The sequence below is a fragment of the Streptomyces sp. WAC05292 genome, from assembly GCF_003949955.1.
Taxonomy (GTDB): Bacteria; Actinomycetota; Actinomycetes; order Streptomycetales; family Streptomycetaceae; genus Streptomyces; species Streptomyces globosus.
This window is the reverse complement of the sequence record NZ_RPSE01000003.1, coordinates 1-19,117: the sequence shown is the minus strand read 5'-3', so window position 1 is coordinate 19,117 and position 19,117 is coordinate 1. Positions and strand designations below refer to the sequence as shown.

Below are 19,117 nucleotides of genomic sequence, written 5' to 3'. Positions count from 1 at the left end.
ACCGGTCAGCCGGCCAGGTTGTCGGCCAGCTCCTCGCTGAGGTTCGACTCGGTGCCCGGGATGCCGAGGTCCTGGGCCCGCTTGTCGGCCATCGCCAGCAGGCGGCGGATGCGGCCGGCGACGGCGTCCTTGGTCAGCGGCGGGTCGGCGAGGGCGCCCAGCTCCTCCAGGGAGGCCTGCTTGTGCTCCATGCGCAGCCGGCCCGCGGCGGCCAGGTGCTCGGGCACCTCCTCGCCGAGGATCTCCAGGGCGCGCTGGACGCGGGCCCCGGCGGCGACCGCGGCGCGCGCCGAGCGGCGCAGGTTGGCGTCGTCGAAGTTGGCCAGCCGGTTCGCGGTGGCGCGGACCTCGCGGCGCATCCGCCGCTCCTCCCAGGCCAGCACGGACTCGTGGGCGCCGAGCCGGGTCAGCAGTGCGCCGATGGCGTCGCCGTCGCGGACGACGACGCGGTCCACGCCGCGGACCTCGCGGGCCTTCGCCGCGATGGAGAGCCGCCGGGCGGCGCCCACCAGGGCCAGGGCTGCCTCGGGGCCGGGGCAGGTGACCTCCAGCGAGGAGGACCGGCCCGGCTCGGTGAGCGAGCCGTGGGCCAGGAAGGCGCCGCGCCAAGCCGCCTCGGCGTCGCAGGTGGCCCCGGAGACCACCTGGGGGGGAAGGCCCCGGATCGGGCGGCCGCGGCCGTCGACCAGGCCGGTCTGGCGGGCCAGCTGGTCGCCTCCGGCCACGACGCGGACGACGTAGCGGCTGCCGCGGCGCAGGCCGCCCGGAGCCATGACGACGAGGTCCGAGGAGTGGCCGAAAATCTCCAGGATGTCCTTGCGGAGCCGCCGCGCGGCGATCCCGGTGTCGAGTTCCGCCTCGATGACGATCCGGCCGCTCACCAGGTGCAGGCCGCCGGCGAACCGAAGAATCGCCGAGACCTCCGCCTTCCTGCAGCAGGTACGGGTGACGGGGAGCCGGGAGATCTCATCCTTCACCGCTGGCGTCATCGCCATGGGCCGATCCTTCCATGCATCCGAAAAATACGGTCGTACGCGGCTGCGAGCAGCTCCGGGTCGTGCTTGGGGGAGCCGTCTTCCCTGGCCACCGGCGCCAGCTCGACCGCGGCACCGAAGCGCTGCGCGGCATCGGCGAGGGACTCGCGGTCGGGCACGGCGGCCTGGTCGGCCAGCACCACGTCCAGGGCGAGTTTAGGGGCGTGTCGGGCCAAAACCTCCAAATGACGCTGCGGAGAGAAGCCCTCTGTTTCGCCGGGCTGCGGGGCCAGGTTCAGCGACAGCACGCGCCGGGCCTTGGTCTCCGTGAGCGCGTCGAGGAGTTCCGGCACCAGCAGGTGCGGGATGACGGACGAGAACCAGGACCCGGGACCGAGGACCACCCAGTCGGCGTCCAGGACAGCGGCGACGGCCTCCGGCACGGCGGGCGGGTCGGACGGCACGAGGTGCACGGACAGCACCTCGCCGGGGGTGGTGGCGACGGTGGCCTGCCCCCGGACGGTGTCCACGTCCGCCGGGCGGGCCGGGTCGTGGCCCCGTACGAGCGCCTGCAGCTCCAGCGGGACCGCCGACATCGGCAGCACCCGGCCCTGCGCGCCGAGCAGCCTGCCGACGAGGTCGAGGGCCTGGACGGGGTCGCCGAGCTGCTCCCACAGGGCCACGATCAGCAGGTTGCCCACCGCGTGCTCGTGGAGGGCGCCGGCCGACTGGAAGCGGTGCTGGATGACGCGGGCCCAGGTCTGGCCCCAGTCGTCGTCCCCGCAGAGCGCGGCCAGCGCCTTGCGCAGGTCGCCCGGGGGGAGGACGCCGAGCTCCTCGCGCAGCCGACCGCTGGATCCGCCGTCGTCGGCGACGGTGACGACCGCGGTCAGCTCGCCGGTGATCCGGCGCAGGGCGGCCAGCGACGCCGACAGGCCCATGCCGCCGCCGAGCGCGACGACCTTGGGCGCGGCGCCCTTGGCGGCTGCGCCGCGGCGCGGCGCGGTGCGGACCGCGCCGTCCTCGCCCCGCCCCGGGGTGAGGCGGCGCAGGCGGCGCAGCCGCAGGGTGCGTCCGGTCACTCGCGCCCCATGTCCCGGTGGACCACGACGGTCTCGACTCCCTCGGAGGCGAGGCGGGCGGCGAGCTTCTCGGAGACGGCGACGCTGCGGTGCTTGCCGCCGGTGCAGCCGACGGCGATGGTCACGTAGCGCTTGCCCTCGCGGCGGTAGCCGGCGGCGATGAGCTGGAGCAGCTCCGTGTAGCGGTCGAGGAACTCCTTGGCGCCGGGCTGGCTGAAGACGTAGCCCGAGACCTCCGGGTTCAGTCCGGTGAACGGCCGGAGCTCGGGCACCCAGTGCGGGTTCGGGATGAAACGGCAGTCCACGACGAGGTCGGCGTCGACGGGGAGGCCGTACTTGTAGCCGAAGGACATGACGGTGGCCCGCAGCTCGGGCTCCTCCTCGCCCGCGAACTGGGCGTCCATCTTCGCGCGCAGCTCGTGCACGTTCAGGCTGGAGGTGTCGATGACCAGGTCGGCGTCGCCGCGGAGCTCGCGCAGCAGGTCGCGCTCGGCCGCGATGCCGTCGGTGATGCGGCCCTCGCCCTGGAGCGGGTGGGGGCGGCGGACGGACTCGAAGCGGCGCACCAGTGCGTCGTCGGAGGACTCCAGGAAGACGATGCGCCGGGTGACGCCGCGGAGCTCCAGGTCGGCGAGGGACTCGCGCAGGGCGTCGAAGAACTGGCGGCCGCGGACGTCGACGACGACCGCGATCCGTGCGACGTTGCCCTGCGAGCGGGCGCCGAGCTCCACCATGGTGGGGATCAGTGCCGGCGGGAGGTTGTCCACGACGAACCAGCCGAGGTCCTCCAGGCACTTGGCCGCCGTGCTGCGGCCGGCTCCGGACATTCCGGAGATGATCACCAGCTCGGGGATGGCGGCCTCGGCGCTCTCGCCGGGCTCCAGTGTCGTGCCCGTACTCACCTGTGCTCCGTCTCGGTCGTACTCGGTCTCGTGCTGCTCGGTCATCGGTCGGTCCCCCGTTCGGACGAGGTTCCCGCGGGTGCGGGGGTCTCCTCCTCCATGATCTCCCCTGTCGCCGTGTTGACGGCAGGAGCGGCGGGGACCGCCCGGGCGAGGGCCGCGGCCACCGTCTCGGCCGTCTTGCGCCCTATGCCCGGGACCTCGCAGATCTGGTCGATTGTCGCCTGTCTCAGCTTCTTCACCGAACCGAAGTGCTTGACCAGGGCCTGCTTGCGGGTTTCGCCGAGGCCGGGGACCTCGTCGAGCGGGCCGGCCTTGAGCCGCTTGCCGCGCTTGCTGCGCTGGTACTGGATGGCGAACCGGTGCGCCTCGTCGCGGACGCGCTGGAGCAGGTAGAGGCCCTCGCTGGTGCGGGGCAGCACGACGGGGTCGTCCTCGCCGGGCAGCCACACCTCCTCCAGGCGCTTGGCCAGGCCGCACACGGCGACGTCGTCGATGCCGAGCTCCTCCAGAGCCCGCTGCGCGGCGGCCACCTGCGGCCGGCCGCCGTCGACGACGACGAGCTGCGGGGGGTAGGCGAAGCGCTTGGGCCTGCCGTCGTCCTGCGCCCGCCCCGCGCCGTCGATGCCCTCGGCCGTGTCGGCTGCGTCGGCCGCGGCGTCCTCGGGGGACCACTCGCCGGTCTTCAGCTTCTCCCGGAGGTAGCGGCGGAAGCGCCGGGAGACCACCTCGTGCATGGAGCGGACGTCGTCCTGCCCGGCGAAGGTCTTGATCTGGAAGCGCCGGTACTCGCCCTTGCGGGCGAGGCCGTCCTCGAAGACGACCATGGAGGCCACGACGTCGTCGCCCTGGAGGTGGGAGATGTCGAAGCATTCGATGCGCAGCGGCGCGCTGTCGAGGCCGAGGGCCTCGGCGATCTCCTCCAGGGCGCGGGAGCGGGTCGTCAGGTCGGCGGCGCGCTTGGTCTTGTGCAGGGCGAGGGCCTGCTGCGCGTTGCGGTGGACGGTCTCCATGAGGGCCTTCTTGTCCCCGCGCTGCGGGATGCGCAGGCTGACCTGCGAGCCGCGCCGGGCGGCCAGCCACTGGCCGAGGGCGGGCGCGTCCTCGGGCAGCGCCGGGACCAGGACCTCCTTGGGCACGGCCTCGCCGGTCTCCTCCCCGTACAGCTGCTGGAGGGCGTGCTCGACGAGCCCGGCGGTGTCGACGGCCTCGACCTTGTCGGTGACCCAGCCGCGCTGGCCGCGGACCCGGCCGCCGCGGACGTGGAAGATCTGCACGGCCGCTTCGAGCTCGTCCTCGGCGACGGCGACGAGGTCGGCGTCGGTGGCGTCGGCGAGGACGACGGCGTTCTTCTCCATGGCGCGGCGCAGCGCCCCCATGTCGTCGCGCAGCCGGGCGGCCTTCTCGTACTCCATCTCCTCGGCGGCCTCGTGCATCCGGGCTTCGAGGCGGGTGAGGTAGGTGCCGGTGCGGCCGGCCATGAAGTCGCAGAAGTCCTCGGCGAGTTCGCGGTGCTCCTCCGGGGTGACACGGCCGACGCAGGGGGCGGAGCACTTGCCGATGTAGCCGAGGAGGCAGGGCCGGCCGATCTGCGCGGAGCGCTTGAACACCCCGGCGGAGCAGGTGCGGACGGGGAAGGCGCGCAGCATCAGGTCGACGGTCTCGCGGATCGCCCAGGCGTGCGCGTAGGGGCCGAAGTAGCGGACGCCCTTCTTCTTGGGGCCGCGCATGACCTGGACGCGCGGGTACTCCTCGTTCATGGTGACGGCGAGGGAGGGGTAGCTCTTGTCGTCCCGGTACTTGACGTTGAACCGGGGGTCGTACTCCTTGATCCAGGAGTACTCCAGCTGGAGGGCCTCGACCTCGGTGGACACGACGGTCCACTCGACGGAGGCGGCCGTGGTGACCATGGTGGCCGTGCGCGGGTGGAGTCCGGCGACGTCCTGGAAGTAGTTGGCCAGGCGCTGGCGCAGGCTCTTGGCCTTCCCGACGTAGATCACCCGGCGGTTCTCGTCTCGGAAGCGGTAGACCCCCGGCGAGTCGGGGACCTGGCCCGGCTGGGGGCGGTAGCTGGAAGGGTCGGCCATGCCGCCCACCCTACTGTCGCGGACCGACATCCCGGCCCCTGCCGCCGGGGCGGCGGGGGCGGCTGCGCGGCGTGCCGCCGGCGGCCGGCACCGGCCGGCGGCACGCCGCGCCGGGGGTCAGCCCGTACGCCGCCGCAGGCGCCGGCGGCGTACCGCGAGGACCCCGAGGGCGGCGGCCAGGGCCGCGCCGGCGGCCCCGGCGGCGGGCGGGGACCCGTCCGAACGGGCGGCGGCCTCCGCGTAGCCGCCGGCCCGGCCTTCCCGGGCGTACGCGGACCCGGGCAGCTTGTCCCCGTACGCGGCGGCCACGCGCGCCCGGTAGGAGGCCAGGGCGGTGCCCCGCTCCCCCACCGCGCGGACGGCGTCCTCGTCGAGCGGCAGCACACGCCCGCCGCCGGCGACGTACCAGGCGTCGATCTGCGGCTCGCGGAAGACGGTGCCGCCGGGCATCCGCTCCGCTCCGAGCCGGGCGTAGCGGAACTCGTCGTCACCGTCGGCGATGTTGACCACCTCCCAGCCGCCGGCGGTCCGCGCGGTCCACACCGCGGCCTGCCGGCCGTCGGCGGCGACGGCCCGGCCGGCGAGGAACTCCAGGCGGGACACCGGGGCACCGGGCCGGCCGGCGACGAAGTCGGGCGAGAGGTGGCGCACCTCGACGGGCTCCCCCTCGATCCGGGGCGGGCCGGCGGCCGCGGCGGCGCCGGGGCCGCCCTCCCGGGCGAAGAACCGGGCGAGGACCGCCAGGGTGTCGGGCGTGCCGGCGGCGCGGGCGGCGGCGGCCCGGTCCTCCGCTCCGGCGGTGGGCGGCTGCGGGACGGCGGCGGGGGCGGCCGAGGCCTGCTCCGCGAGGCCGAGGAGGGCGGTCGCGGCGAGGACTGCTGCTGCTGCGGTGCGCTTCGTCACGGCGTCACGCCCCGATCCGGTAGAGGGAGTGGGTCCAGGAGAAGCCGCTGTTGTCGACGTACCAGGCGTGGGAGGCCCAGTTGTACCGGTCGCTGGACGGCCAGGGGTCGCCCCAGTAGACCCAGCTGCCGTTCGTGTCGTAGCCGTAGACGACGTGCATGTGGCCGCCGCCCGAGGACCACTGGATGCGGGTCTCGACCGGCCGGTTCGCGTCGATCTCGGCCTGCACGGTGGAGTGGCGCAGCCAGCCGGTGACGTAGGAGCCGGGGTTGATGCCGCTCCAGCGCAGGCCGGTCTGGACGTTGCCGAGGGTGGCCTGGTTGTTGGGGCACTCGGTGCCCTGCTGCCGGTTGAAGGCGGCGTTGCAGAACTGGTTCTGGGTGTGGGTGCGGCCGTACCAGGCGGCGATGGTGTTGCCGCCCGCGGCCCAGCACCAGTTGGACTTCTGCTGGGCCTGCATCGTGATGTCGAGGCGCTTGTACGCCAGGGCGGCGCCGGCGGCGGGGCCCGTGGGGGCGGGACCGGCCGGCGCGGCGGACGCCTCGGCGCAGGGCAGGGCGAGGAGCAGGGCGGTGGTGGCGGCGGCTGTGGCGGACAGCCTCCGCATTCGGGTGCGCATCGCGTTCCTCCCGTGGGGATGTGGGGATGGAGGAGCGCGTCCGGACGCTTGTGGAGGAGCATCGGGGTGTTGTCGTGATCCGGTCAACAGGCTTCAATACGCCTTGACATTGCAGTGTGAACGGCGTGCTCGCCGTGTGAACGGCTGCCGTCCCTTCACCTGGCCACCGCGCGCCACCGCGGGCCCTCCCGCCCCACCGCGTGTGAACGTTCACAGGAGGAGCCGCCATGCCGCCCACCGCGGAGCGCACCGGCGGGCCCGCCCCGGACGGGCCTGCCGGCCCCGGCGCGGACCCCGGGGACCTGGCCCGCCTGCTGGACACCGGGCCGTTCCACCTGGCCCTGCGGGCCGCCCTGGCGGCCCGGGGCCTGCCCCTGCACCGCGTCCGCCACCGGCTCGCCGCACGCGGCATCACCATCGGAGTGACCAGCCTCAGCTACTGGCAGCAGGGCGCCCGCCGCCCGCGCCGCCCGGAGTCGCTGCGGGCCGTGCGCGCCCTGGAGCAGATCCTCGACCTGCCGCGGGGCGCGCTGCTGCGGCTGCTCGCCGGACCCGAGCCCGCGGCGGGCGGGACGGCCCGGCCCCCGGCCCGCTCGTACCGGGCGCTGGTCAGCGTGGGCGCGGCCGTGGAGGAGCTGCTGGCCGGGCTGGAGCTGCCGTCCGACGGGGGCCTGCACACCGTGGTCCACCAAGAGCGGGTGCGCATCGGCGCCGCCGGCGAGCTGGCCGGCCGCGACTCGCAGCACGTCGTACGGGCCCACCGGGACGGCGTGGACCGCTACCTCGCCGTCCACCACGGCGACCCCGGCTGCGACCCGGCGCGCGTGCGGGTGCAGGCCGGCGAGAACTGCCGGACGGGGCGGGTCCGCTGGCACCGCGAGGCCGAGGTGCTCGTCGCGGAGCTGCTGTTCGAGCGGCGGCTGCGCACCGGGGAGACGTACGTCTTCGGCTACGGCTTCGAGGACGGCACCGGAGCCCGCTGCACCGAGTACGTCCGCGGGTTCAGCTACACCGGCGGGCAGTACGTGCTCCAGGTCCGCTTCGACGAGGCGGCGCTGCCCGTGCGCTGCCGGCGCTTCACCCGGTCCGGGCCGGGGGCCCCGCGCGGCGGCCTGGCCGACCTCACACCCGGCGGCCGGTACGGCGCCGTGCACATCGTGGAGCCCGCGGTGCGGCGCGGCCTCATCGGCATCGCCTGGGACTGGGCCTGACCCGCCGGGGAGCCCGCGCGGGCGCCCGCACTCAGCCCGCGATCAGCCTGCCGCCCTCGGCCCGGACCGGCACCTCCGGCAGCGGGTCGGTGGCGGGGCCGCGCAGCGCCCTGCCGGTGGCCGTGTCGAAGCGGCTGCCGTGGCAGGGGCAGTTGCCCTCCCCCTGGACGATCTTGTCGAGGACGCAGCCGGCGTGCGTGCACTGCGCGCTGAACGCCTTGTACTGCCCCTCCGCCGGGCAGCTGACGATCAGCTTCCGCTCGCGGTACAGCTTCGCGCCGCCCACGGGCACGTCGGCCGCGTCGCCGAGCTCGACGGGCGCGGTGGGGACGGCCGGGCTGCCGTGGCCGCTGTTGGTCTCGGTGGAGCAGGCGCCGGCGGCCGCTCCGGCGCCGGCGGCCCCGACGATCGCGGCCGCACCCCTGAGGACGGTACGGCGGGCGGCGGACTGCGGCGCGGACATGCGGATCTCCCGGGTGGCACGGACGGTGGGGTGCCGCGGCGGCGGAGGGCCGGCCGGGCCCACCCGACGATACCCCCGGCCGATGGGATACCTTCCCCCGCGTGATCGTCGTCGGTGGAGAAGCCCTGATCGACCTGGTGCCCGCGGCGCAGCCGCCGGGTGCGCTGCTGCCGCGGCCGGGCGGGGGCCCGTACAACACCGCGGTGGCGCTGGGCCGCCTCGGCGCGCAGGTGGCGTTCTGCTCGCGGATCTCGACCGACGGGTTCGGCGAGAGCCTCCTCTCCGGGCTGCGGGCCGCGGGGGTCGACGTCTCGCTGGTGCAGCGGGGGCCGGAGCCGACCACCCTGGCCGTGCCCTCGCTCGGCGCGGACGGCTCCGCCGCGTACGGCTTCTACGCGGAGGGCACCGCCGACCGGCTGTTCCGCCTGCCCGGCGCGCTGCCGGCGAGGGCCCGGGCGCTGGCCGTCGGCACCTGCTCGCTGGTGCTTGAGCCGGGCGCGAGCGCGTACGAGGCGCTGCTGCGCCGGGAGGCGGCCCGCGGGCTGCTGACGCTGCTGGACCCCAACGTGCGGCCGGCGCTGATCGCGGACCCGGCCGCATACCGGGCCCGGTTCCTCAGCTGGCTGCCGTCGGTGTCCGTGCTGAAGCTGTCCGAGGACGACGCCGCCTGGCTGGGCGGGCGCGTGGAGGACTGGCTGGCGGCGGGGGCGTCGGCGGTGGTGCTGACCCGCGGGGCGAAGGGGCTGACCGTCCGCACGCGGGAGGGCGCCGAGCACTCGGTGCCGTCCCCGGCCGTGGCCGTCGCGGACACGATCGGGGCGGGCGACACCGTCAGCGCGGCGCTGCTGCACCGCCTCGCCGGCGGCGGCCCGCCGGACTGGCCGGACGTGCTGGCCCACGCCGCCCGCGCGGCGGCGCTCACCTGCACCAGGCCCGGCGCCGAGCCGCCGTACGCCGCCGAACTCGGCGACGGTTGACGGCCCTCGCCCGGCCTCACAGCACGCCGGGCGCCTCCTGCGCCATCCGCTCCTCCATGTGCCCGAAGAACTCCTCCGGCGGCGTCATCCCAGCCGTCACCCGGACGAACTCGTCCCGTGCCTGCGGGCTTCCCGCCACCGCCATCAGCAGCTGCTGCATCTCGGGCGGCGGCGGTTCCATCTGCGCGAAAGAGGCGGTGAACTCGTACATGGAGGCGACCTGCGCGTCCCGCGCCTCCTGGGCGGCCCGCATCGCCTCCTCGAAGGGCCTGCGCCCGGCGAGGACGTCGTCGAGGGCGCCGGCGCAGCGCTCCGCGTCCCGGAAGGAGTCCTGGATGCCCTGGGCGGTGATGGGGTCCCTCAGGTATCCGGCGTCCCCGACCAGGGCCCAGCCCGGGCCGTACGGCTTGCGGAAGTAGTTCGGGACGGCCGTGCCGACGAACCGCTCGGCGCGGGCGGCCCCCGCGACCCGCTTGGCGAACGCCGGCGCACGGGCCAGCGTCGCGTGGTAGTTGCCCTCGACGTCGTCGCGGTTGGCCTCGAAGTCGCGCATGGACCAGCCGCAGATGACCATCGTGAGGCCGTCGTTGGTGGGCCAGGCGGCGAACGCCCGGTCCCCGCGGTCGTAGGCCTCGAACACCCCGTTCATCGGGAGGTCCGACCAGTAGGTGTAGTAATAGACGTTGATCTTCGGTTTCTCCGCATAGGCCTCGGCGCCGGTGGCCCGGGCCACCGACGAGTGGAGGCCGTCCGCGCCGACGGTGAACCGGGCGCGGTGCCGCGCGGGGCCGTCCCGGCCGTGTCCCGCGACGCCCGTCACGGTGTCCCCGTCGAAGAGCAGCTCGTCGACGGTGAACCCTTCGGCGACCTCGGCGCCGGCCTCGGCCGCCGCGTCGACGAGGATCTTGTCGAGGACGGTGCGGCGGGGGGCGTACGAGGCGTCGAAGCCCTCGCCGGCCGGGGATCCGGCGATGCTGACCGGCCCGAGGTCGAACAGGTAGGTGTCGATCGGCGGGCATCCGGTGGCGACCACCCGGTCCAGCAGGCCCCAGCGCCGCAGCGCGGCCAGTCCGGGCGGGTGGATCAGGTGGGTGGAGAGGGTGTCGCTCGGGAAGGTGGCCCGGTCGACGAGGAGGACCCGGTGTCCGCGTCGGGCGAGGAGCATGGCGGTCGGCGCGCCGGCGCAGCGCGCGCCGACGACGACCACGTCGTGGGGTGGGGTGCCGGCGGAGCCGGCGTTGCCGGTCATGGCTCACCTGCCGATCCTGCGGCGGCCCACCGGGCGGGCGGCGCGAAAGGCAGCACGAGGAGGTGCGGAAGAGGGCCGTCCGCCCGCGGCCGCCGCGCACTGCGGGGGACTCCTTCAACGCTAGACCAGCCGCCGCGCTCCCGGGAGCGGGACTCCAGGGCCCCGTACGCCGAGGGGCCCGGCCGTGCGGACAGCCGGGCCCTCGGCGGGGCGGCGCGGGCGGATGCCGCGCGCCGCGCTACGCCTTGCGGGCCTTGGCGGCGGTCTTCTTCGCCGCGGCCTTCTTGGCGGGGGCCGCCGCCTTCTTGGCCGCGGTCCTCTTCGCGGCCGTCTTCCGAGCCGGGGCGGCGGACGGCGCCGCATCCGAGATCCGGTCCGCGCCCAGGATGTCCCGCAGGAACTTGCCGGTGTGGCTGGCGCCGACGGACGCCACCTGCTCGGGCGTGCCCTCGGCGACGACCATGCCGCCGCCGTAGCCGCCCTCCGGGCCCATGTCGATGACCCAGTCGGCGGTCTTGATCACGTCGAGGTTGTGCTCGATGACGATCACCGAGTTGCCCTTGTCGACCAGCCCCGACAGCACCTTGATCAGCTTCGAGATGTCCTCGAAGTGCAGACCGGTCGTCGGCTCGTCCAGGACGTACACCGTCCGGCCCGTCGACCGCTTCTGCAGCTCGGAGGCCAGCTTCACGCGCTGTGCCTCGCCGCCCGACAGGGTGGGCGCCGACTGCCCGAGGCGGACGTAGCCGAGCCCGACCTCCGTCAGCGTCTTCAGGTGCCGGGAGATCGTGGGGACGGCCTCGAAGAAGTCGAGGGCCTCCTCGATCGGCATGTTGAGGACGTCGGCGATGGACTTGCCCTTGTAGTGGACCTCCAGCGTCTCGCGGTTGTACCGGTCGCCGTGGCAGACCTCGCAGGGGACGTACACGTCCGGCAGGAAGTTCATCTCGATCTTGATGGTGCCGTCGCCGGAGCAGTTCTCGCAGCGGCCGCCCTTGACGTTGAAGGAGAAGCGGCCCGGCAGGTAGCCGCGCACCTTCGCCTCCATCGTCTCCGCGAACAGCTTGCGGATGTTGTCGAAGACACCCGTGTACGTGGCCGGGTTCGACCGCGGCGTGCGGCCGATGGGCGACTGGTCGACGTGCACCACCTTGTCGACGAGGTCGTCCCCGTCGACGCGGGTGTGCCGGCCCGGCACCGACCTGGCGCCGTTCAGCTCGCGCGCCAGGTGCGTGTACAGGATGTCGTTGACCAGGGTCGACTTGCCCGAGCCGGACACGCCGGTGACCGCCGTGAGCACCCCGAGCGGGAAGGAGACGTCGATGTCGCGGAGGTTGTTCTCCTTCGCGCCGTGCACGGTGAGCCTGCGGTCGCCGTTCACGGGGCGGCGGATCTCCGGGACCGGGATCGACTTCTTCCCCGACAGGTACTGGCCGGTCATCGAGGTGCCGTTCTCCAGCAGCTCGGCCAGCGAGCCGCTGTGCACGACCTTGCCGCCGTGCTCGCCGGCGCCGGGGCCGATGTCCACGACCCAGTCGGCCACCTTGATGGTGTCCTCGTCGTGCTCGACGACGATCAGGGTGTTGCCCATGTCGCGGAGCCGGACCAGCGTCTCGATGAGCCGGTGGTTGTCGCGCTGGTGCAGGCCGATGGAGGGCTCGTCCAGCACGTACAGCACGCCGACCAGGCCCGAGCCGATCTGCGTGGCCAGGCGGATGCGCTGGGCCTCGCCGCCGGAGAGGGTGCCCGCGGCGCGGTTCAGCGAGAGGTAGTCCAGGCCGACGTCGACGAGGAAGCGGAGCCGCTCGTTGACCTCCTTCAGGACCCGCTCGGCGATCTTCTTGTCGCGGGCGTCGAGCCGGAGGCGGCCCAGGAAGTCGGCGCACTCGCTGATCGACATCGCGGCGACCTCGGCGATGGACTTCTCCATCACCGTCACCGCGAGGACGATCGGCTTCAGGCGGGTCCCGCGGCAGGTCGGGCAGGGCACCTCGCGCATGTAGCCCTCGAAGCGCTCGCGGCTCGCGTCGCTCTCGGACTCCGCGTGCCGGCGCCGCACGAAGGGCACGGCGCCCTCGAAGGCCGTCGTGTACGCCCGCTCCCGCCCGTACCGGTTGCGGTAGCGGACCTCGATCTGCGTCTTGTGCCCGTACAGCAGGGCCTTCTTCGCGCGCTGCGGCAGCCCGGCCCACGGGATGTCGGTGCGGAAGCCCAGCTCGCCGGCGAGGGCCCCGACCAGCCGCTGGAAGTAGTCCTTGGTGTGGCCGAGCGACCACGGGGAGACGGCGCCCTCGTCGAGCGACTTCTCCTCGTCGGGGACGATCAGCTCCGGGTCGACCTCCATGCGGGTGCCGATGCCGGTGCACTCGGGGCAGGCGCCGAACGGCGAGTTGAAGGAGAAGGAGCGCGGCTCCAGCTCCTCGAAGGACAGGTCGTCGTACGGGCAGTACAGGTGCTCCGAGAACATCCGCTCGCGCTCGGGGTCGTCCTCCGGGAGGTCGACGAAGTCGAGGATCACCATGCCGCCGGACAGCCCGAGGGCGGTCTCGACGGAGTCGGTGAGGCGGCGCTTGGCGCTCTCCTTCACCGTGAGGCGGTCGACGACCACCTCGATGGTGTGCTTCTCCTGCTTCTTCAGCACCGGCGGCTCGGAGAGCTGGACGGTCGTTCCGTCGACCCGGGCGCGGCTGTAGCCCTTGGTCTGGAGGTCGGAGAAGAGGTCGACGAACTCGCCCTTGCGCTCGCGCACCAGCGGCGAGAGCACCTGGAAGCGGCTGCCCTCGGGGAGGGCGAGCACCTTGTCGACGATGGCCTGCGGCGACTGCCGGGAGATCGGCCGGCGGCACTCGGGGCAGTGCGGCTTGCCGATGCGCGCGAAGAGCAGGCGCAGGTAGTCGTAGACCTCGGTGATCGTCCCCACGGTGGAGCGCGGGTTGCGGGAGGTCGACTTCTGGTCGATCGAGACGGCCGGGGAGAGGCCCTCGATGAAGTCCACGTCGGGCTTGTCCATCTGCCCGAGGAACTGGCGCGCGTACGACGAGAGGGACTCGACGTAGCGGCGCTGCCCCTCGGCGAAGATCGTGTCGAAGGCCAGGGAGGACTTGCCGGACCCGGACAGACCGGTGAAGACGATGAGCGAGTCGCGGGGCAGGTCGAGCGAGACGTTCTTGAGGTTGTGCTCGCGAGCGCCACGGACGATGAGTCGGTCGGTCACGCCGGTCCGCACCTTTCTTGAGAGAGCGGGGGCACGGGCCCCCGTCCCAGGGTATGGGGGGCGCCTCGGCAATGGAGTCGGGCTGGACTTCCGAGCGTATAGCACGCGCATTCGATTTACGGCACTCCGCCGTCTGCTTCACCCGTTCGTGTGGCCCCGGGCACGGTGCCACTAGGCTCGCCCCCATGACCGATCATGTGCACGACCTGCAATCTGTACGTGAAGCCACGGACCGGCTGCTGACCGCGGTCGCGAAACTGGACAACGCCGCCCTGGCCGGGGAGTCACACCTTCCCGGCTGGAGCCGGGGCCATGTGCTGGCCCACCTCGCCCGCAACGCCGACGCCCTCGTCAACGTCCTCGCCGGCCGCCCCATGTACCAGAGCGCCGAGGCCCGCGACGCGGACATCGCCGCCGGCTCCGGCCGCCCCCTGGACGAGCAGCTCGCCGACCTGCGCGACAGCCACGCCGGCTTCCTCGCCGAGACCGCCGCCGACCAGGACTGGTCCCGTACCGTCGAGCTGCGGGGCGGCGTCACCGACCTCGCCTCGAACGTGCCGTTCCGCCGCCTGGTCGAGGTCGAGCTGCACCACGTCGACCTGAACGTCGGCTACGAGCTGGAGGACCTCCCCGCCGACTTCACCGCCCGGGAGATCGACTTCCTCGCCGACCGCTGGAGCGGCCGCCCCGAGGTACCGCCCACGGCCCTGGCCTCCGAGGACGGGCGCACCTGGCGGACCGGCTCCGCGGGCGACCCCGCCGTCACCGTCTCCGGCCCGGCCGCGGCCCTCCTGGCCTGGCTCGCGGGCCGCGGCGACAAGGGCGCCTCCCTCACCGTGTCCGGAGGGACCCTCCCGGCCCTCCCCCCGCTCTAGGATCGGAACCATGACGTACAGCGGAGCGGTCAAGGTCGGCGGTCCCGCCGACGTGCACGAACTCGCGGACCTGATGATCTCGAAGGTCGCCGTGGGCGACATGAACAACAACGCCTACCTGCTGCGCTGCCGGTCCACCGGCGAGCAGCTGCTGATCGACGCGGCCGCCGAGCCGGAGACGCTGCTCAACCTGATCGGCGACGACGGCATCGCGTCCGTGGTCACCACGCACCGGCACGGCGACCACTGGGGCGCCCTGCAGGCCGTGGTCGACGCCACCGGCGCCCGCACCTACGCGGGCGCCCTGGACGCGGAGGGCATCCCGGTGCCCACCGACGTGAGCGTCGCCGACGGCGACACGATCACGGTGGGGCGGGTCTCCCTGACCGCCCGCCACCTGGTCGGCCACACCCCCGGGTCGATCGCCCTCGTCTACGACGACCCGCACGGCCACCCGCACGTCTTCACCGGGGACTGCCTCTTCCCGGGCGGCGTCGGCAACACCCACGGCGACGCGTCCGCCTTCGCCAGCCTGATCGGCGACGTCGAGGACAAGCTCTTCGCGCAGCTGCCGGACGAGACCTGGGTCTACCCGGGCCACGGCAACGACACCACGATCGGCGCCGAGCGGCCGCACCTCGCCGAGTGGCGCGAGCGCGGCTGGTAGACCCGCCGCAGCCGCCGGGTCCCGGCCACGGCCGGGGCCCGGTGCACTCGTTCAGGTCGAAGATGAGCGGAGGCACGGCCGGGCCGGACGGTGCGGGGTAACTGCTGCACCATGCAACAGGACCCTTCCCCGTCCGCGTCCGGCCGCCCCCGGACCCCCTCGATGCCGCGGCTGGCCTCCGCGGCCCTCGCCGGCACCGCCATCGAGTTCTACGACTTCTTCGTCTACGGCACCGCGGCGGCCCTCGTCCTCGGGCCGCTCTACTTCCCGTCCTTCTCCCCGCTCGCGGGGACCCTCGCCGCGTTCGGCACGTTCGCCGTGGGCTTCCTCGCCCGCCCCCTCGGCTCGGCGCTGTTCGGGCACGTCGGCGACCGGTACGGCCGCCGACCGGTGCTGCTCGCCTCGCTGCTGCTGACGGGCGTGGCCACCGTCGCCGTCGGCTTCGTGCCCACGTACGCCTCGATCGGCCTGGCCGCCCCCGTCCTGCTGCTCGTGCTGCGGTTCCTGCAGGGCCTCGGCCTGGGCGGCGAGTGGGGCGGCGCGGTGCTGGTGACCGTCGAGCACGCGCCCCCCGAGCGGCGCGGCCTGTGGGCGAGCTTCCCGCAGATCGGGCCGTCGGTGGGCTTCCTGCTCGCCAACGGCCTGATGCTGGCGCTGTCCGCCCTGCTGACCGAGGCCCAGTTCGCCTCCTGGGGCTGGCGGGTGCCGTTCTGGGCCGCCGGCCTGCTCGTCCTGGCCGGGCTGTGGCTGCGGCGCTCCATCACGGAGACCCCGCAGTTCCGCGAACTCGCCGAGACGGGCTCCCGCGCCGAGGCCCCGCTCGCCGAGGTGCTCCGCGGGCACTGGCGGCTGCTCCTGCTGACCGGCGGGGCGCTCGCCTCGGCGTACTCCGTGTTCTACGGGGTGAGCACCTGGTCCCTGGCGTACGGCACCGAGCACCTCGGTGTGGACCGGACGGCGATGCTGGCGTGCATCCTCGTCGCGGTCGCCGTCATGACGGTGTGGACGCCTGTCGCGGCGGTCCTCGGCGACCGCTGGGGCCGCCGTCCGATGTGCCTGGCGGGCTGCGCGGCCTGCGCGCTGTGGATGGTCCCGTACGCGGCCCTGCTGGGCACCGCGAGCCCGCCGGCGATGGCCGCCGGGGCGGTCCTGGCGCTGCTGTCGATCGGGACGGTGCTGTCGGTGATCGGCGCGTACCTGCCCGAGCTGTACGCCCCCCGGATCCGCTGCACCGGGGCGGCCGTGGGCTACAACCTGGGCGGGGTGCTGGGGGGTGCGCTGACGCCGATCGTGGCGACGGCGCTGGCGGACGGCTCGGGTCCGCCGTGGGGCGTGGCGGCCTACCTGGCCGGGATCGCCGTGGTGAGCCTGGCCTGCTTCGCACTGCTCCCGGAGACCCGCCCGACCGCGGGGCCGGGCAGGGGTGCGGGCACGGCAGCGGGGGCGGCCGAAGCGGCCGCCCCCGTGTAGGGCCCGGACGGGTCCGGCCTTCCGGCCGGCGCCGGTCAGGCCTCGACGCTCTCCTTGCGGGCGGCCGCCTCGGCGGCCTCCTGCTTGCGGGCGGCGATGAGGCTCGTGATGGTGGTGATCACCAGGACGCCGCAGATGACGCCCAGGGAGACCGGGATGGAGATCTCCGGGACGTGCACGCCGGACTCGTGCAGGGCGTGCAGGACGAGCTTGACGCCGATGAAGCCGAGGATGACGGACAGGCCGTAGCTGAGGTGGACCAGCTTCTTCAGCAGGCCGCCGATGAGGAAGTACAGCTGGCGCAGGCCCATCAGGGCGAAGGCGTTGGCGGTGAAGACGATGTACGGGTCCTGGGTGAGCCCGAAGATCGCGGGGATCGAGTCCAGGGCGAACAGGATGTCGGTGGTGCCGATGGCGAGCATGACGATCATCAGCGGGGTGAGGACGCGCTTGCCGTTGCTGATGACGGAGAGCTTGGTGCCGTGGTAGCGGTCGGCGACGCCGAACTTCTTCTCGATCGACTTCAGCAGGCGGTTCTCCTCGAACTCCTCTTCCTCCTCGCCGGCCCGCGCCTCCTGGATGAGCTTCCAGGCGGTGAAGATCAGGAAGGCGCCGAAGAGGTAGAAGACCCAGGAGAAGGAGGTGATGATCGCGGCGCCGGCGGCGATGAACACCGCGCGCAGGACCAGCGCGATCAGCACGCCCACGAGCAGCACGCGCTGCTGGAGGTGGGACGGCACCGAGAACTTCGCCATGATCAGGACGAAGACGAAGAGGTTGTCGACGCTCAGCGACTTCTCGGTGATGAAGCCGGCGAAGAACTCCTGGGAGGCCTGGGCGCTGCCGAAGAACAGCAGGCCGAGGCCGAAGAGCACGGCGAGGGCGATCCAGACGACCGTCCAGATGCCCGCTTCCTTGACGGACACGTCGTGCGGTTTGCGGCCGATGAGGAAATCGGCGCCGATGAGGAGGGACAGACCGGCGATGGTCAGTACCCAGAGGGTCGTCGAGACGTCCACTTTGCTTTGCCTCCGGCAGATGGCTCAGGACACAGGTCAGCGACACAGGGTCGGCGTCATCGCTGCCGGAGGTCTCTTCCACCCGCGGGCCCTCGGGCCGCGGGCCGGCGCCCCGGGACCGTGTGGTCCGTACTGACGGGTACGCCGTAGCAGGAAAGCAGGAATACTCCCCTCCGCGACAGAGAGGATACCGGGCGGAGACCGGAAAGGTAAAGAGAAGGCCAAGTGATGGTCACGGGCGGGCATGGCGGCGGGCTCGCGCCGCCCGCTCCACGGCCTGGTCCAGGACGAGGCTCCCGGCCGGCGGCAGGTCCGGCTCGAACGTCCAGGCGTGCCCCACCCACGGGTCCGCGAGGTGGTCGTCGGGGACGGGCGTGAGCCGCATCAGCTTGCGCCACAGCGGGTCCAGGAGCGGGCCGTAGGCCGAGGCCTCGTCCCGGTCGGCCACCATCAGCAGGTGCACGCCGACGGCCGGCCCCTCGTCGGCCAGGTAGCGGAGCCGGGTCACGGCGCGGTCGTCGAAGCCGTGCGGGAAGTCGTGGACGATCAGCAGCTGCTCGGCCGTGTCCACGTCGGGCGGGAGCTCCTCGGGGGCTCCCGCCCGCACCGCCATCTGGACGAGGTCCACCCGGCGGGTGAGCCGTTCCAGGGTCTCGGCGACCCCCGCGGCCCCGGCGGCCGGCGGCCCCGCCAGCACCCCGGCGTGGACGAGCGGCGCGAGGGACGCGGCGCCGGCCCCGGCCGCGTCGATGACGTGCACGGAGTACCGCCCGGCCGGGTGCACGGCGAGCAGCCGCGCCGCGTGCGCGACGGCCATGTCCATGGCGGCCCGGCGCAGCCGGTCGGTGTCGGTGGCCATCGCGGCCTCGGAGCCGGTGCGGCCGTTGTCGATCCACAGGCCGCGCTCCAGGGGCAGCCGGACGAGCATGGGGATCCGCAGGTCGGGGCGTTCCGGCAGGTGGAGGTCGCCCAGGCGCAGCGCCATCGGGGCCTCGTCGGGACCGGCCGCGGGGGTGTCCTGCCAGACGGGCGAGGCCCAGCGGGCGTACGCGGCGGGCAGGGCGGGTTCGACGACGGCGGCCTCGGCGGCCAGCTGGTCGAGGTCGCGGTCGAGGACGGAGCGGGCCTGGGCGGCGAGCTCGTCGCGCCGGGCGCGGGCGGCGTCCCGGGTGGGGTGGCCGGCGCCGGACAGGCGGTGGCGCGGGTCGGACAGGGCCGCGTCGAGTTCGCGGTCGAGGCGGGAGTCGGCGAACTCGCAGGCGCTGCGGTAGGCGGCGACGGCACGGGCCAGGTCCTCGAACATGCCCCAGACCTGGTTGTAGAGCCGCTCGTCCATGGTCCAGCCGGTCGCGTCGCCGGCGACGCGACCGGCTGGGCGATGGACGGGCGGCTCTACAACCAGGTC

15 protein-coding genes and 1 pseudogene are annotated in these 19,117 nt (G+C 73.9%); 5 read left to right on the top strand and 11 right to left on the bottom strand.

Annotated features, from left to right (window positions below; all coding sequences use genetic code 11):
• Positions 1-5 precede the first annotated feature (5 nt).
• The 6 genes from whiA to EF903_RS00690 form a co-directional block, all read right to left on the bottom strand.
• Positions 6-995 (bottom strand): DNA-binding protein WhiA, encoded by a 990-nt coding sequence (whiA, locus tag EF903_RS00715; RefSeq protein WP_114057080.1) that lies wholly within the window; start codon positions 993-995, stop codon positions 6-8.
• The gene (gene yvcK / locus EF903_RS00710; protein ID WP_125540635.1) at positions 986-2,056 is read right to left on the bottom strand and encodes a uridine diphosphate-N-acetylglucosamine-binding protein YvcK; all 1,071 of its coding nucleotides are present in this window, start codon (positions 2,054-2,056) and stop codon (positions 986-988) included. Before yvcK ends, whiA begins: the two co-directional genes overlap by 10 nt.
• A complete protein-coding gene (rapZ, locus tag EF903_RS00705; protein WP_125540634.1) occupies positions 2,053-3,003 on the bottom strand; it encodes an RNase adapter RapZ in 951 nt (316 codons plus the stop codon). Before rapZ ends, yvcK begins: the two co-directional genes overlap by 4 nt.
• Positions 3,000-5,045 (bottom strand): excinuclease ABC subunit UvrC, encoded by a 2,046-nt coding sequence (gene uvrC, locus EF903_RS00700; RefSeq protein WP_125540633.1) that lies wholly within the window; start codon positions 5,043-5,045, stop codon positions 3,000-3,002. Before uvrC ends, rapZ begins: the two co-directional genes overlap by 4 nt.
• A 117-nt stretch (positions 5,046-5,162) precedes the next feature.
• Positions 5,163-5,948, bottom strand: coding sequence for a hypothetical protein (locus EF903_RS33770; RefSeq protein ID WP_125540632.1), 786 nt, complete (start codon positions 5,946-5,948; stop codon positions 5,163-5,165).
• Positions 5,949-5,952: 4 nt separating this feature from the next.
• Positions 5,953-6,567, bottom strand: a complete 615-nt coding sequence (locus tag EF903_RS00690; protein WP_125540631.1) for a papain-like cysteine protease family protein — start codon at positions 6,565-6,567, stop codon at positions 5,953-5,955.
• A 227-nt stretch (positions 6,568-6,794) separates the two neighbouring features.
• On the opposite strand from EF903_RS00690, the gene EF903_RS00685 reads away from it, so the two are divergent.
• Entirely contained in the window at positions 6,795-7,778 is a 984-nt protein-coding gene (locus EF903_RS00685; protein WP_260614684.1) for a hypothetical protein, read from the top strand.
• 31 nt (positions 7,779-7,809) lie between these two features.
• Here the strand turns inward: EF903_RS00685 and EF903_RS00680 are convergent, their stop codons facing one another.
• Positions 7,810-8,241, bottom strand: a complete 432-nt coding sequence (locus EF903_RS00680) for a Rieske (2Fe-2S) protein (protein ID WP_125540630.1) — start codon at positions 8,239-8,241, stop codon at positions 7,810-7,812.
• 101 nt (positions 8,242-8,342) lie between these two features.
• Between EF903_RS00680 and EF903_RS00675 the strand changes: the two genes are divergently transcribed.
• Positions 8,343-9,218: a carbohydrate kinase gene (locus tag EF903_RS00675; protein WP_125540629.1), complete on the top strand. Its 876-nt coding sequence runs from the start codon at positions 8,343-8,345 to the stop codon at positions 9,216-9,218.
• Positions 9,219-9,234: 16 nt separating this feature from the next.
• Here EF903_RS00675 and EF903_RS00670 read toward each other — a convergent pair whose 3' ends face one another.
• Both EF903_RS00670 and uvrA read right to left on the bottom strand, forming a co-directional pair.
• A complete protein-coding gene (locus EF903_RS00670) occupies positions 9,235-10,467 on the bottom strand; it encodes an NAD(P)/FAD-dependent oxidoreductase (RefSeq protein ID WP_125540628.1) in 1,233 nt (410 codons plus the stop codon).
• 238 nt (positions 10,468-10,705) lie between these two features.
• Positions 10,706-13,681 carry an excinuclease ABC subunit UvrA gene (gene uvrA, locus EF903_RS00665; protein WP_125540627.1) on the bottom strand — a complete coding sequence of 992 codons (2,976 nt, stop codon included), beginning with the start codon at positions 13,679-13,681 and terminating at the stop codon, positions 10,706-10,708.
• Between the two features lie 185 nt (positions 13,682-13,866).
• On the opposite strand from uvrA, the gene EF903_RS00660 reads away from it, so the two are divergent.
• The 3 genes from EF903_RS00660 (at position 13,867) to EF903_RS00650 (ending at position 16,693) form a co-directional block, all read left to right on the top strand.
• Positions 13,867-14,556, top strand: a complete 690-nt coding sequence (locus EF903_RS00660) for a maleylpyruvate isomerase family mycothiol-dependent enzyme (RefSeq protein ID WP_125540626.1) — start codon at positions 13,867-13,869, stop codon at positions 14,554-14,556.
• Between the two features lie 10 nt (positions 14,557-14,566).
• Complete coding sequence (locus EF903_RS00655; RefSeq protein ID WP_125540625.1) at positions 14,567-15,223, top strand: MBL fold metallo-hydrolase; 657 nt, start codon at positions 14,567-14,569, stop codon at positions 15,221-15,223.
• A gap of 111 nt (positions 15,224-15,334) precedes the next feature.
• Positions 15,335-16,693, top strand: coding sequence for an MFS transporter (locus EF903_RS00650; protein WP_390335982.1), 1,359 nt, complete (start codon positions 15,335-15,337; stop codon positions 16,691-16,693).
• Between the two features lie 35 nt (positions 16,694-16,728).
• Here EF903_RS00650 and EF903_RS00645 read toward each other — a convergent pair whose 3' ends face one another.
• A complete protein-coding gene (locus EF903_RS00645) occupies positions 16,729-17,712 on the bottom strand; it encodes a TerC/Alx family metal homeostasis membrane protein (protein ID WP_125540624.1) in 984 nt (327 codons plus the stop codon).
• A 232-nt stretch (positions 17,713-17,944) separates the two neighbouring features.
• Positions 17,945-19,117 (bottom strand): annotated as a pseudogene (locus EF903_RS00640) (export associated protein); the annotation flags it as partial.

Coding starts and splice junctions, on each gene's coding strand:
- EF903_RS00685 (WP_260614684.1), top strand. CDS start 6,795: ATGCCGCCCACCGCGGAGCGCACCGGCGGGCCCGCCCCGGACGGGCCT.
- rapZ (WP_125540634.1), bottom strand. CDS start 3,003: ATGACCGAGCAGCACGAGACCGAGTACGACCGAGACGGAGCACAGGTG.
- uvrC (WP_125540633.1), bottom strand. CDS start 5,045: ATGGCCGACCCTTCCAGCTACCGCCCCCAGCCGGGCCAGGTCCCCGAC.
- EF903_RS00670 (WP_125540628.1), bottom strand. CDS start 10,467: ATGACCGGCAACGCCGGCTCCGCCGGCACCCCACCCCACGACGTGGTC.
- EF903_RS00655 (WP_125540625.1), top strand. CDS start 14,567: ATGACGTACAGCGGAGCGGTCAAGGTCGGCGGTCCCGCCGACGTGCAC.
- EF903_RS00680 (WP_125540630.1), bottom strand. CDS start 8,241: ATGTCCGCGCCGCAGTCCGCCGCCCGCCGTACCGTCCTCAGGGGTGCG.
- whiA (WP_114057080.1), bottom strand. CDS start 995: ATGGCGATGACGCCAGCGGTGAAGGATGAGATCTCCCGGCTCCCCGTC.
- EF903_RS00660 (WP_125540626.1), top strand. CDS start 13,867: ATGACCGATCATGTGCACGACCTGCAATCTGTACGTGAAGCCACGGAC.
- EF903_RS00690 (WP_125540631.1), bottom strand. CDS start 6,567: ATGCGCACCCGAATGCGGAGGCTGTCCGCCACAGCCGCCGCCACCACC.
- EF903_RS00650 (WP_390335982.1), top strand. CDS start 15,335: ATGCAACAGGACCCTTCCCCGTCCGCGTCCGGCCGCCCCCGGACCCCC.